This is a genomic window from Sphingopyxis sp., from assembly GCF_036675685.1.
Lineage (GTDB): Bacteria > Pseudomonadota > Alphaproteobacteria > Sphingomonadales > Sphingomonadaceae > Sphingopyxis.
Map to the genome: position 1 here is coordinate 89990 of NZ_JAKFEM010000057.1, position 13669 is coordinate 103658.

At 65.9% G+C, this 13669-nt stretch carries 11 protein-coding genes; 4 read left to right on the forward strand and 7 right to left on the reverse strand.

All coding sequences use genetic code 11. The annotated features are described in order from the left end of the window. Positions 1–10: 10 nt before the first annotated feature. The 4 genes from hutU to hutI are packed head-to-tail and all read right to left on the reverse strand — an operon-like array spanning position 11 to position 5179. Positions 11–1666 carry a urocanate hydratase gene (gene hutU, locus V6M50_RS19045; RefSeq protein WP_332820158.1) on the reverse strand — a complete coding sequence of 552 codons (1656 nt, stop codon included), beginning with the start codon at positions 1664–1666 and terminating at the stop codon, positions 11–13. Further along, on the reverse strand, positions 1663–2466 hold the full coding sequence (gene hutG, locus V6M50_RS19050; protein ID WP_332820159.1) for an N-formylglutamate deformylase: 804 nt from the start codon (positions 2464–2466) through the stop codon (positions 1663–1665). Before hutG ends, hutU begins: the two co-directional genes overlap by 4 nt. Next, complete coding sequence (hutH, locus tag V6M50_RS19055) at positions 2466–3986, reverse strand: histidine ammonia-lyase (protein WP_332820160.1); 1521 nt, start codon at positions 3984–3986, stop codon at positions 2466–2468. Before hutH ends, hutG begins: the two co-directional genes overlap by 1 nt. Further along, positions 3983–5179: an imidazolonepropionase gene (gene hutI, locus V6M50_RS19060; protein ID WP_443030547.1), complete on the reverse strand. Its 1197-nt coding sequence runs from the start codon at positions 5177–5179 to the stop codon at positions 3983–3985. The genes hutH and hutI overlap by 4 nt, the downstream gene beginning before the upstream one ends. A 56-nt stretch (positions 5180–5235) precedes the next feature. On the opposite strand from hutI, the gene V6M50_RS19065 reads away from it, so the two are divergent. Continuing rightward, positions 5236–6585 carry a formimidoylglutamate deiminase gene (locus V6M50_RS19065; protein WP_332820162.1) on the forward strand — a complete coding sequence of 450 codons (1350 nt, stop codon included), beginning with the start codon at positions 5236–5238 and terminating at the stop codon, positions 6583–6585. Further along, positions 6582–7274: a UTRA domain-containing protein gene (locus V6M50_RS19070; RefSeq protein WP_332820163.1), complete on the forward strand. Its 693-nt coding sequence runs from the start codon at positions 6582–6584 to the stop codon at positions 7272–7274. The genes V6M50_RS19065 and V6M50_RS19070 overlap by 4 nt, the downstream gene beginning before the upstream one ends. 141 nt (positions 7275–7415) lie before the next feature. On the opposite strand, the gene V6M50_RS19075 is transcribed toward V6M50_RS19070, so the two are convergent. Both V6M50_RS19075 and V6M50_RS19080 read right to left on the reverse strand, forming a co-directional pair. Then, positions 7416–8567, reverse strand: coding sequence for a helix-turn-helix transcriptional regulator (locus tag V6M50_RS19075; protein WP_332820164.1), 1152 nt, complete (start codon positions 8565–8567; stop codon positions 7416–7418). Positions 8568–8851: 284 nt separating this feature from the next. Further along, positions 8852–9784, reverse strand: a complete 933-nt coding sequence (locus V6M50_RS19080; RefSeq protein ID WP_443030545.1) for an EamA family transporter — start codon at positions 9782–9784, stop codon at positions 8852–8854. A 201-nt stretch (positions 9785–9985) separates the two neighbouring features. Between V6M50_RS19080 and V6M50_RS19085 the strand changes: the two genes are divergently transcribed. After that, positions 9986–11338: a phosphotransferase family protein gene (locus V6M50_RS19085; RefSeq protein ID WP_332820165.1), complete on the forward strand. Its 1353-nt coding sequence runs from the start codon at positions 9986–9988 to the stop codon at positions 11336–11338. A gap of 10 nt (positions 11339–11348) precedes the next feature. Continuing rightward, complete coding sequence (locus V6M50_RS19090) at positions 11349–12638, forward strand: acyl-CoA dehydrogenase family protein (protein ID WP_332820166.1); 1290 nt, start codon at positions 11349–11351, stop codon at positions 12636–12638. Positions 12639–12676: 38 nt separating this feature from the next. Here the strand turns inward: V6M50_RS19090 and V6M50_RS19095 are convergent, their stop codons facing one another. Beyond that, on the reverse strand, positions 12677–13453 hold the full coding sequence (locus V6M50_RS19095) for a 2-keto-4-pentenoate hydratase (RefSeq protein ID WP_332820167.1): 777 nt from the start codon (positions 13451–13453) through the stop codon (positions 12677–12679). Positions 13454–13669 lie beyond the last annotated feature (216 nt).

A 13669-nucleotide genomic window follows, 5' to 3' on the forward strand; every position in this document is an offset into this window, starting at 1 on the left:
GCCTTCATCCTCACGCGATGGAGGGGAGATCGAGCTGCTGCTCGCGTGCGCAGGCGATCGCTTCGTCATAGCCCGCGTCGGCGTGGCGCATCACGCCGGTTGCCGGATCGTTCCACAGTACGCGTTCAAGGCGCTCGGCCGCATCCTGGCTGCCGTCCGCGACGATCACCATGCCGGCGTGCTGCGAATAGCCCATCCCGACGCCGCCGCCGTGGTGCAGCGAGACCCAGGTCGCGCCGCTCGCGGTGTTAAGCAATGCGTTGAGCAGCGGCCAGTCGGACACGGCATCGGTGCCGTCCTTCATCGCTTCGGTCTCGCGATTGGGGCTGGCGACCGAGCCCGAATCGAGGTGATCGCGGCCGATCACGACCGGCGCCTTGAGTTCGCCGCTCGCGACCATTTCGTTGAAGGCAAGGCCGAGACGGTGGCGGTCGCCGAGGCCGACCCAGCAGATGCGCGCGGGCAGGCCCTGGAACTGGATACGCTCGCGCGCCATGTCGAGCCAGCGGTGCAGCTCCTTGTTGTCGGGCAGCAATTCCTTCACCTTGGCGTCGGTCTTGTAGATGTCCTCAGGGTCGCCCGAGAGCGCTGCCCAGCGGAAAGGGCCGACGCCGCGGCAGAAAAGCGGGCGGATATAGGCGGGGACGAAGCCCGGGAAAGCGAAGGCGTCGGTCACGCCTTCGTCGAAGGCGACCTGGCGGATATTATTGCCATAATCGACCGTCGGCACGCCGGCTTTCCAGAAATCGAGCATCGCCTGCACATGCACCGCCATCGACGCGCGCGCGGCTTTGTCGACCGACGCGGGATCGCTCTCGCGCGCGGCGAACCATTGTTCGAGGCTCCAGCCCTGCGGCAGATAGCCGTTCACCGGATCGTGCGCCGAGGTCTGGTCGGTGACGATGTCGGGACGTACGTCGCGCCGGACAAGTTCGGGATAGATGTCGGCGGCATTGGCGCACAGCCCGACCGACAGCGGCGTCTTCGCATTCGTGACGAGATCGAGCGCTTCGTCGAGGGTCTTCGCCTCGACATCGAGATAGCCGGTTTCGAGCCGCATCGCGATCCGGCTCGGCTGGCATTCGATCGCGAGACAGGAATAGCCCGCCATCGTCGCCGCGAGCGGCTGCGCGCCGCCCATCCCGCCGAGGCCCGCGGTGAGGATCCAGCGGCCCGACAGGTCGCCGCCATAATGCTGGCGCCCCGCCTCGACGAAGGTTTCGTAGGTGCCCTGAACGATGCCCTGGCTGCCGATATAGATCCAGCTGCCCGCGGTCATCTGGCCGTACATCATCAGGCCCTTTTTATCGAGCTCGTGAAAATGATCCCAGTTCGCCCATTTGGGAACGAGGTTCGAGTTGGCGAGGAGGACGCGCGGCGCGTGCTTGTGCGTCTTGAACACGCCGACGGGCTTGCCCGACTGGACCAGCAGTGTCTCGTCTTCCTCAAGCCGTTTCAGCACCTCGACGATGCGATCGAAACTCTCCCAGTCGCGCGCGGCGCGGCCGATGCCGCCATAGACGACCAGTTCCTGCGGTGCTTCGGCAACGCGCGGGTCGAGATTGTTCATCAGCATGCGCAGCGGCGCTTCGGTGAGCCAGCTCTTTGCGTTCAATTCCGTGCCGGTCGGGGCAACGATATGGCGCTGGTTATCGAGGCGGGTCATGTCTGTCCTTTCGCAAAATTGAGGGCGGCGGCGATCGCTTGTCGCAGCACGGCCAGGATCGTGGGGTCGGGATCGATAGGGGAAGGCCAGTTGGTTTCGGTGGGCGTGGCAGGCTCGGTCATATAGCCGCGCTGCGCGAGCTCCATCTGGATCGCGTGAACACCGCCTTCGGGGCGGCCATAATGCCGCGTCGTCCAGCCGCCCTTGAAGCGGCCGTTGACGACGAGACTCTTGCCGCTCGTCGCGCAGATGCCGGCAACGATGGTTTCGAGTTCGGGCGCGCAGGTCGTGCCGCCATTGGTGCCGATGTTGAACTGCGGCAGCTCGCCCTCGAACAGGCGCGGGACGTGGCTGCGGATCGAATGCGCGTCGTAGAGGACGACGCGATCGTGCGCGGCTCCGAGGCGTTCGAGTTCGTCGGTCAGCGCCTCGTGATAGGGCCGATGGTACAGATGGAGGCGCTGGGTGATCTCGGCCTCGTCGGGTTCGCCGAAGCGATAGAGCGGTGCGCCGTCGAAGGTGGTCGTCGGACACAGCTCGGTGGTCGCCTGTCCGGGATAGAGCGAGGTGCCCGAGGGATCGCGGTTCATGTCGATCACGCTGCGCGAAATATCGGTCGCGACCAATGTTGCGCCCATATCGGCGGCGAAGGCGTAAAGATCGGCGATCCACCAGTCGGTGTCGAGCCGTGCGCGCCACGGCGAGACGAACTGGTCGTCGAGCCCGGCCAGGCCGATGCCGCCGTGCGGGAAGGCGACGACGAGCGGCGCGTCGCCGCGATGGACGCGCAGCCAGTCCATCAGGCGAGGCCCGGCAGGTCTGCCGGAACCGCGGCGACGAGGCTGCCCGAACGGATCAGCGCGGTCGCGGCTTCCATATCGGGGTGGAAATGCCGATCGTCCTCGAGTGTCGGCACCTCGGTGCGGAGATGCTTGTGCGCTGCCTCCAGCGCGTCGCTCGATTTCAGCGGTGCGTGAAAATCGATGCCCTGACATGCCGCGAGCAGTTCGATCCCGATCACCGCGCTGACATTATCGGCCATTTCGAGCAGGCGGCGCGCGCCGTGCGCGGCCATCGACACATGATCCTCCTGGTTCGCCGACGTCGGGATCGAATCGACGCTGGCGGGATAGGCGCGCTGCTTGTTCTCGCTGACCAGTGCGGCGGCGGTGACCTGCGGAATCATGAAGCCCGAGTTGAGCCCCGGGCGCGGGGTCAGGAAGGCGGGCAGGCCCGACAGCGCCGGGTCGACAAGCATTGCAATCCGGCGCTCCGAAATCGATCCGATCTCGCACAAAGCCATCGCGATCATGTCGGCGGTAAAGGCGACGGGTTCGGCGTGGAAATTGCCGCCCGACAGCGCCTCGTCGCTGTCGGCGAAGATCAGCGGATTGTCCGAAACGCCATTCGCCTCGATGCCGAGCGTCGTCGCGGCCTGCCGCAGCAGGTCGAGTACGGCGCCCATCACCTGCGGCTGGCAGCGGAGGCAATAGGGATCCTGTACGCGCGGGTCGTCGACGGCGTGCGACGCGCGGATCGCCGACCCCGCCATCAGGGTGCGCAGGGCGTCGCCGACCTCGCGCTGCCCGGTGTGGCCGCGTAGCGCATGGATACGCGCGTCGAAGGGCGCGTCCGAACCTTTGGCGGCCTCGGTCGAGAGCGCGCCGGTGATCAGCGCCGAGCGGAACACGGTCTCGGCACGAAAGAGGCCCGCGAGAGCGTTGGCGGCCGAAAATTGCGTGCCGTTAAGCAGCGCGAGGCCTTCCTTGGGGCCGAGATCGAGCGGGGCAAGGCCGGCCTGCGCGAGCGCATCGGCGGCAGGCAAGGTCGTGCCGCCGACTTCGATTGCGCCGACGCCGATCATCGCCGCGGCCATGTGCGCGAGCGGCGCCAGGTCACCGCTCGCACCCACCGAGCCTTGCGACGGGACGACGGGGGTGAGGCCTTTTGCCAGCATCGCCTCGATCATCGCGACCGTTTCGCGCTGCACGCCCGAGGCGCCCATGCCGAAGCTTGCGAGCTTCAGCGCCATCATCAGGCGGACGATGGGAGTGGGCGAGGGTGCGCCGGTGCCCGCGGCATGGCTGAGCACGATGTTGCGCTGGAGCGTCGCCAGATCGTCGTCGGCGATGCGCACGCTCGCGAGCTTCCCGAAGCCGGTGTTGATGCCATAGACGGGGGCGCCCTTGGCGACGATCCGTGCGACTGCGGCAGCGCTGGCGTCAATTGCGCTCCATGCACCGGCGCTCAGTTCGGCGCTCGCGCCCTCATAGATTTCGCGCCAGTCGGCGAGCGTCATATGCCCGGGCTCGATGATCATTGTCCGTCCTTGATGCGTTGGTGAAGCGGGTTACTACCGATGCGGTAGACCAGCTCGGCGGGGTCGCCGACGTCCCAGATCGCGAGGTCGCATGCCTTGCCGGGTTCGAGTGTCCCGATCTCGGCGCCGAGGCCGAGCGCGGCGGCGGCGTTCACCGTTACGCCGCGCAGCGCCTCGGCGACCGTCAGGCCGAACAGCGTTGCGCCCATATTGAGCATGAGGAGGAGCGATGTCGTCGGCGAGGTGCCGGGGTTGCAGTCGGTCGCGAGCGCTATCGCCACGCCATGGCGGCGCATCGCGTCGATCGGCGGCAATTTGGTCTCGCGCATGAAATAATAGGCGCCGGGGAGCAGCACCGCGACGGTGCCCGCCTCGGCCATCGCGCGGACATCGTCGTCGGTCGCATGTTCGAGATGGTCGGCCGACAGCGCACCCGCGCGCGCCGCGAGGGCGCTGCCGTGGAGCGCCGACAATTGTTCGGCGTGGAGCTTGACCGCGAGGCCGTGCGCCTGCGCCGCGACGATCACGCGCGCGCATTGTGCGGGCGAGAAACCGATGCCTTCGCAAAAGGCGTCGACTGCGGTCGCGAGCGACGCGGCGGCGGGGATCATCTCGCCGACGACGAGGTCGATATAGGCGTCGCTCTCGCCGGCATATTGGGGCGGCAGCGCATGCGCGCCGAGAAAGGTCGGCTCGACGCGCACGCGGCGCCGGTCGGCAAGCGTGCGCGCGGCGCGCAGCATCTTGAGCTCGGCGTCGGTGCTGAGCCCATAGCCCGATTTGATCTCGATCGTCGTGACGCCTTCGGCGATCAGCGCGTCGAGGCGCGGGAGCGCGCTCTCGACCAGCTCGGCCTCGCTCGCTGCCCGCGTCGCGCGCATCGTCGAAACGATGCCGCCGCCCGCGCGCGCAATATCCTCATAGCTCGCACCGGCTTGGCGCATCGCCCACTCGCCCGCGCGGTTGCCGCCATGGACGAGATGGGTGTGGCAGTCGATCAGGCCCGGTGTGACCAGCCGGCCCTCACAATCTATGATCCGCGCGGCACCCGAAGGCGCGCCATCCGCTGGTCCCGCATAGACGATCCGGCCGTCTTTCGCGGCGACGACGCCGTCCTCGACGAGACCCAGATCGCCATTGGCGTCGTGGCCGGCCATCGTCGCGAGTCGAGCGTTCGTCCAGATATTGTCCATCTGGACACTTTCGTCCGAACGCGTCATTATGTCTAGACATAATATGAGGACAGGACATGGCGGCATATTGGTTCGAACGTGCGTGGATCGACGATCGCTGGCAGAAAGGCGTGCGGCTGCTTGTCGCCGATGGCCGGATCGCGTCGGTCGAAACCGGCGTCGCGACCATGGACGGAGACGAGCGGCACCGAGCCGGCCTGCCCGGGCTCTGCAACGTCCATAGCCACGGCTTCCAGCGCGGCATGGCGGGCCTTTCCGAAAGGCGCAGCCGACCCGACGACAATTTCTGGAGCTGGCGCGAAATCATGTACCGCTTCCTCGACCGGCTCACGCCCGAGGATGTCGCGGCGATCACTGCGCAGGCCTATGTGGAGATGCTGGAGGGCGGATTTACGCGGGTGGGCGAGTTCCATTATCTGCACCACGACCCGGCGGGCGCCGCCTATGCCGACCCCGCGGAAATGGCGGGCGCGATCGTCACGGCCAGCGCCGCGAGCGGCATCGGCCTGACCTTGCTCCCCGTTTTCTATGCCCATGGCAATTTCGGCGGCGCGGCGCCGAGCCCTGGTCAGCGGCGATTCCTTTGCGATATCAACGGCTTTTCAAGGTTGTTCGAAGCAGCGCGAACCAAGCTTTCGGGCGACGCCAATATCGGCGTCGCACCGCATTCGCTTCGCGCCGTGTCGTCCGGCCAGCTGGCCGAACTCCTGTCGATGTCGCCGACCGGCCCGGTCCATATCCACGCCGCCGAACAGGTGAAGGAGGTTGAGGATTGCGTCGCGTGGAGCGGCGCGCGGCCGGTCGAATGGCTGCTCGCCAATGCCGGGGTCGATGCGCGCTGGTGCTTGATCCACTCGACCCACATCAACGAGGACGAAACCGCCGCGCTGGCCGCGAGCGGCGCCGTCGCCGGGCTTTGCCCGGTTACCGAAGCCAATCTGGGCGACGGCATCTTTCCGGCGACCGGCTATGTCGCCGCGGGCGGACGTTTCGGGATCGGGACCGACAGCAACATTCTCATCGATGCGGCGCAGGAACTGCGGTCGCTTGAATATTCGCAGCGCCTGTCGCAGCGCGCCCGCGCGTTGATGGCGAGCGAGGAGGCGCCGTTTGTCGGCGCGAACCTGTTCGCCCGCGCGTTGCACGGCGGCGCCCGGGCGCTCGGCATTCCGGCCGGGCTCGCGGTGGGGCAGGCGGCGGATTTCGTTTCGTTCGACCTCGATCATCCCGCCTTTGCCGGCACCGACGACGACACGCTGCTCGACCGCTGGATTTTTGCCGCGCGGGCTGGCGCGATCGACTGTGTCTGGCGCGCGGGCGTCAAATATGTCGAAAAGGGACGCCATGTCGACGCCGGGAAGATCGGCGCCGCCTACCGCGCCTGTGTCGCACGGATTCTCGCTTGAACCCCGCAAGGCGCATTCGCGACGAGATTGCGGGGCTGATCCGCTCAGGCGCGTGGCGTCCCGGCGACCGCATTCCCACCGAGCAGGAGCTTGCGGCGCAGCATGGCTGCGCGCGCGCGACGGTGAGCAAGGCGCTGAGCGAACTCGCCGCGTCGGGGTTGATCGAACGCCGCCGCAAGGCGGGGTCGTTCGTCGCGCATCCGCCGGTCCATTCGGCGGTGATGACCGTGCCCGATCTGGCCGAGCTGATCGCCGCGCGGGGCGAGAATTATCGCTGGCAGGCTTCGTCGATCGAAGCTGCAAAGCGGAGCGAAGCGGCGATCCCGGCGCCGGCCCTGTGCATCGAAGGCGTCCATCTGGCCGCGGGCGAACCCTTTGCCTTCGAGCGGCGGCTGATCTCGCTGGCGGAAGTTCCCGACGCGCGCGGGGTCGATTTCGAAAAAGAGGCGCCGGGCACATGGTTGCTCGCGCATATCCCGTGGACCGAGGCGCGCCATATCATCCGGGCGGTGTCGCCGAATCGCAAGGAAGCCGCGCTGTTGGGGGTCGGCACGACGGCCGCGTGCCTCGAGCTCGACCGCACGACCTGGCGCGCCGGGCGCATCGTGACCCACGTTCGGCAACTCTTCCGCGGCGACCGATTCGATCTCGTTGCCGAATTCAACGCCGGCATGAAGGGCGAAGGTTAGTTGGACCGCTAGAGCGGCGAGCCGTAAATATGAACCGTTCGCTCTGAGCTTGTCGAAGGGCTGTTCTTTCTTTCGGCGCCGCCGAAGAAGGACGGTGCTTCGACAAGCTCAGCACAAACGGGTTTGGGTGGCGATGCTCATTTAACGCTCGCCGCTCCAACTTTCGCCTGCGGAGGGTAGCCGCGCGAGCGTCGCAACCAGCTGCGCCTGACTGGTCGCTCCCGTTTTTCTGAAAATGCCCTTCAGCAGGAAGCGGACGGCATTCAGGCTGACCGCGCGCTCCGCAGCATAATCCTGGAGCGATTTGCCGGCGGCGAGCCCGACGGCCAGCCGCGCTTCGGCCGGGGTCAGGGCGAACCATTGCGCGACCCGGTCGATCTCGACCACCGGCGTTTCGCCCGGCGCGCTGCCCAGGGTGATGATCAGCGACGCACCATCACTGAACCCGCCGATCTGCTGCGCCGATTGCCGCGTGATGCGGGCAACCAGCACCGGGCATTCGGCGCCCGAACTGCCGACGGTCTGAAAGGCGAGCCCGGTCGGTGTCGGACTCCTGACAAGATCGAGCAGTCTTTTCTGGCTGGCGGGATGGCAAAAACCGAAGCGGTCCTGCGCCAGGCGGATGAACCCCGCCTTTTCATATTGCGCGGCGCGGCTGTTGGCGGCGAGGATGTTCAGCTGATCGTCGAGGCTGAAGATGGCAAAGGGCGCAAAATCCGTCGCGGCGCGCGCGGCGCCGGCGGCGAGCTCCAATGTCGCGATGCGATCGCTGATCCGCATCGCGCGCTGGATATGCGGCGCAAGGACGCGAAGGCCGCGCTTGAGCGTCTCGACATCGCGATCGCCGGGGCCGGGCAGCATCAGCCCCAGCCGTTCTCCCCCGCGCCGGTCGAGCAGGACACCGACAAGGCGGTCGATCCCCCACGGTTCCAGGAAATTGCGGAAAAAGGCCGATTCCAGAAATTCGTCGCGGGTCATGATGTCATAGCTGTCGACGACGCTGCCATTGCCATAGCGCATCAATTTGCGCGACCATGGATGGTTTCCGGCATAAACGGCGGTGTAGATTTCCTGGACGCCGGCGGCGAGCCCGGTAGCGGCGACGAAGCGCGCGCGGGGCGGGCTGCTGCTTTCCCACAGGATGAAGGCGGCTTCCCAACTCAAGGGGCACAAGGCGCCGGTTATCCGTGCGAGCGTTTCATTCCAGCATTCGGGTTGCAGCACGGAATCATAAATGCGCCCGATCAACGCGTTGAGTGTTTCCCATTCGGCGGGCTCATTATGACCCTGCACAATGATCGGAGCATGATCAATCGACACACATATCCCCGGTTGAGACGATTGGCCGCGACGCATTTTGATAGACAGCAGTCGTGACATAGCAAAGCAACGCCCGAAAAAGCGCAAGAAAAATCGAAATGCTACCCAAGTGGGTAGCGAAATGGCACGCCAAATGCGCCATTCACCGGATGCGACCCAAGGGCAGGATGGTCCCACAAGGCCATCCTGTTCGCTTTCTGCCCGTCGGTTTTCGATCCGGCGGGCTTCTTTTTTGGCGCAGCGGGCCGGCGGGTATCTCAAGTCGTGGTGAGAAGCGCGAGGATGACGCCGACCACGACCAGCAGCAGCCCGACGGCCTCGTGCCATCTTATGGGCTCGCGCAGATAGAAATGCGCGAAGGCTATCGTGAAAATAACCTCGACCTGGCCGACGATTCGCACGAGCGCGGCGGGCGCGGCGGCAAAGCCGATATACCAGCAAGCCGAACCGAGCGCCGAAAGCAGGCCGACTTGCGTGGAAGTACGCCACGATCGGAGCGCGGAAGTTAGTGTTGGACGGTCGCGCGCGATGATCCAGGCGAGGTGGAGGCCGCTTTGGATCGCCATGACCACGACCAGCGTGACCAGCGCCGACGATACCAGATCGACATTCGCCAATTCGGCGGTCGCGAGCTTGATCGCGATCGCGGCGCACGCGAACATCGACCCGGCGCCAAGACCGCACAGCGCCGCGGGTTGCCCCAATGCCCGCCAGATCTGACGGACCGTAATGCCGCTTCCGGTCAGCGCGAGCATCAGGACGCCGGTGACACCCGCGACGATGCCGAGCCAGGCGAGCAGCGGAAGATGCTCGTCGAGCAGAAGCGCGGTCACCAGCGCCGCCTGCATGGCTTCGGTCTTGGAAAAAGCGGTGCCGACGACGAAACCGCGATGGCCGAATGCCATGATCAGCAAGATTGTCCCCGCCATCTGCGCCATCCCGCCTGCAGCAGCGAGGCCAAGGAATGCAAATCCCAGCGGCGGAAGATGCGCGCCCTGGAGCCACAGCCAGATGCCCGCGAGCCCGAAAGCGAAGGGCAGGCCGTAGAGGTAGCGAACGAGCCCCGCGCCGCTCACGCTGAGTTCGGCGCGCAGGCGTTGCTGAAGCGCCGTCCGCCAGGCCTGGAACAGCCCTCCCAATAACGAGGCAGGAAGCCAGATCGGATTCATGCCGTCCGTCCCGATCCGCATATCGTTACGGCGTTACCAGCGGCTTTGGTTGGATATTGCGGAATATTGCGTCCCCCACGCGCGGCCACTTGCCGGACCCGTTTCGATCTTATATAATTAGTATACTAAGTAATTTCGAAACGCGTTGCAATGGCTGAGGGGGCGGGCGATGTTGTGCAGGCGGCTTTTGTCCGGACAAGTCTTTCAACGAGGGGGCTGCGCATGACCGATCTTTCCGCCGCGCTGGCCGCCTTCATGGCGCGCATTTCGGGACCCGGCGAACTCGCCGGGCTCATGCGGCTTTCGGGCGGTGCGAACATGGAAAGCTGGGCGTTCGACTGGGCCGGGTCAAAGGATTCTGGAGCCTATGTGCTGCGCCGCGCGCCGTCGGCCGACTATATGGCGGACCGCCCCTTTGGCCATGCCGACGAAGCGGCGCTGGTGATGGCGGCGCATGGCGCCGGGGTCATGGCGCCCGAGGTTGTTGGCGTGCTCGGCGCGAGCGACGGCATGGGCACCGGATATGTGATGCGCCGCATCGTCGCCGAAGTGAGCCCGGCAAAAATACTCGCCGCGCCGCCGCCGACGCTGCTTGCCGACCTGGGGCGCGAGCTGGCGCGCATCCACGCGTTGCCACGCGCGGCGATTCCCGCGGCGATTCCGCTGATGGACACCGCCACGGCGCTGGCCGAACTCAAGGCGCGCTTTCTTTCCTATGGCGGCGACCGGCCCGCGATCGCGCTCGCGATCCGGTGGTGCGAGGATCACCTGCCGGTGCCGGCCGAACCGGTGCTCGTCCATGGCGACTATCGCATGGGCAATATCATGGTCGACGCGAATGGGTTGGCCGCCGTACTCGACTGGGAACTTGCGCATCGGGGCGACGGGCATGAGGATCTGGCGTTCGGCTGCATGACCGTGTGGCGCTTTGGCGCGCTCGATCGGCCGGCCTTCGGGGTCGGCAGCGTCGAGGATTATTTTGCCGCCTATGAAGCGGCGGGGGGCGGCAAGGTCGACCCCGCACGCTTCCGCTTCTGGCTCGTCTATCGCACCCTCTGGTGGGCGCTTGGCTGCCTGCAAATGGGGCAGGCGTGGCGCAGCGGCGCCGATACGACGGTCGAGCGCGTCGTCGTCGGGCGGCGGACCGCCGAGCAGGAGCTCGACCTCATCCTGCTGCTCGAGGCGGAGGCGCCGGATGCCGAGCGGGGGAGGGCGCTGCCGCCATCGCGGCCCTCGCGGCCCGACCCGACGGGGGAGCCGACAAACCGCGAGATGGTGCAGGCGGTGCGCGACTGGCTGGAAGGCGACATCAAGCCGACGGCCGAAGGACATGGCAAGTTCCAGGTGGTGGTCGCGATGAACGCGCTCGGCATCGTGATGCGCGATCTCGATGCGGCGGTGCGGGCCGAGGACGGGGCGCTTGCCGAGGCTTTGCTGTCGGGCGCGACGACGTTGGCCGAACCCGGGCTGCTCGCGAAGTTGCGGCGCGCGGTGCTCGACAAATGCGCGGTCGACAGTCCCAAATATGCCGCGCTCGCCCGCGCGCGCAATCTCTGGGGCGAACAGAAAAATTAGGGAGAGAGAAATGGATTTTGCGCTGCCGGCCGATTTGCAGGCGTATCTGGACGAGCTCGATGCGTTTATCGAAGCCGAGATCAAGCCGCTGGAGGAGGCGGACGACAATATCCGCTTCTTCGACCACCGCCGCGAGCATAGCCGCACCGACTGGGACAATCAGGGGCTGCCGCGTCATGAGTGGGAGCAGCTTTTGCGTCAGGCGACGCGGCTGGCCGATGCCGCGGGGCATTGGCGTTTCTCGGCGCCGAAGAAATATGGCGGCCAGGACGGGTCGAACCTATGGATGGCGGTGATCCGCGAGCATTTTGCCGCGAAAGGCCTCGGGCTCCACAATGATCTGCAGAACGAGCACAGCATCGTCGGCAACTTCCCGTTCGTCGAGATGTTCGAGCAGTTCGGCACCAGCGAGGAACAGAAGCAGGAGTTCATCCTCGGCGGGTTCGAGGGCAAGCGGCGCACCGCCTTTGGCCTGACCGAGCCCGATCACGGCAGCGACGCGACGCATATGGAAACCCACGCGGTGCGGGAGACCCGCGACGGGGTCGACGGCTGGCGGATCGACGGGCGCAAGATGTGGATCACCGGCATGCACGTCGCAACCCACTGCGCGACCTTCTGCCGCACCAGCGGCAACAACGGCGACGCAAAGGGCATCACTTGCCTCCTCGTGCCGACGGGCACGCCGGGGATGACGGTCGATGAATATATGTGGACGTTCAACATGCCGACCGACCATCCGCGGATGACCTTCACCGATGTCTGGGTGCCCGACAGCGCGCGGCTCGGGCTCGAGGGCGGCGGCTTGTCGATCGCGCAGAGCTTCGTCCACCAGAACCGCATCCGGCAGGCGGCCTCATCGCTCGGCGCGGCGGTGTTCTGCATCGAGGAAAGCGTCAAATATGCCCGCCAGCGCAAGCCGTTCGGCGAAGCGCTGGCAAAGAACCAGGCGATCCAGTTCCCGCTCGTCGAGCTTGCGACGCAGGCCGAGATGCTGCGGCTGCTGATCCGCAAGACCGCGTGGGACATGGACCAGACCCCGCATAAGGAGATTGAGCACCAGCTCTCCGACAAGGTCAGCATGTGCAATTATTGGGCGAACCGGCTCGTGTGCGAGGCCGCCGATCGCGCGATGCAAGTGCACGGCGGCATCGGCTACTCGCGGCACAAGCCGTTCGAGCATATCTATCGCCATCACCGCCGCTACCGCATCACCGAGGGCGCGGAGGAAATCCAGATGCGGAAAGTCGCGGCCTATCTGTTCGGGTATCTCGGGCCGCGAAAGGGCACGCTGGGGTAATATCATCCGTCGCCCCCGCCTTCGCTGGGGCGACGGGATCAGGAACCGAAGCGGACGCCGATGCTGCCGATGGCTACGATTTCGGCGTGGAAGCTATCGCCGGGCGCCGCGGGGACCATCGGGCCGAGCGCACCCGACAGGATGATGTCACCTGCCTTCAGCGGCTCGCCGCGCTCGATCCGCATCGAGGCGAGCCATGAGAGCGCCTTCAGCGGGTTGCCGAGGCAGGCGGCGGCGCTGCCTTCGGACGCGAGCGCGCCGTTCCTCTCCATCCGCATCGTGCAGGCGGCGAGGTCGATGTCCCGAATGTCCACCCGCTGTGTGCCCAGCACGAACAATCCCGACGAGGCATTGTCGGCGATGGTGTCGACCATCTTGATGTCCCACTCGGCAATCCGGCTGTCGACGATTTCAAGCGCGGGGAGCGCATAGGCAATGGCGCCCTTAAGATCGGCCGGATCGTCGCCAACCGAAGCGATGTCGCGGCCGAGGCAGAAGGCGATTTCGGCTTCGACCTTCGGTTGCAGCAACCGGCCTGTCGTCACAGCGTCCGCTTCGCCGACCTGCATGTCGGCGAACAGGACGCCGAAATCGGGCTGGTCGACCCCGATCTGCTGCTGCACCGCCTTTGAGGTGAGGCCGATCTTGGCGCCGACGATCCGCCGGCCCTCCCGTACCCAATGGTCGCGGTTCAGTGTCTGGATCGCATAGGCGTCGTCGATCGTCGCCAGCGGTTCGGCGTGGCGGATCGGGGTGATGGCAGGGCCGGCATAGGCGGTGCGGATGCGCGCGGCATAAACTTGGTAATCGATCAAGACATGTCTCATGAACAGCTGCTGGGATAATGCTTAGCTATCTAAACAAAATTCACCTGTCCACCGCGTAAGGGCCTTCTCGGCCCCGAAAATCCTTGCTCAATCGACGGTTTGACGACTATAAGTTAGATATCTAAGTATTTTCCAGCCTCCGCGGATGGCGGGCTTCGAAGGGATGGGCCGTGATCGAATCCGAAAATTGCGAATGGCGACGAG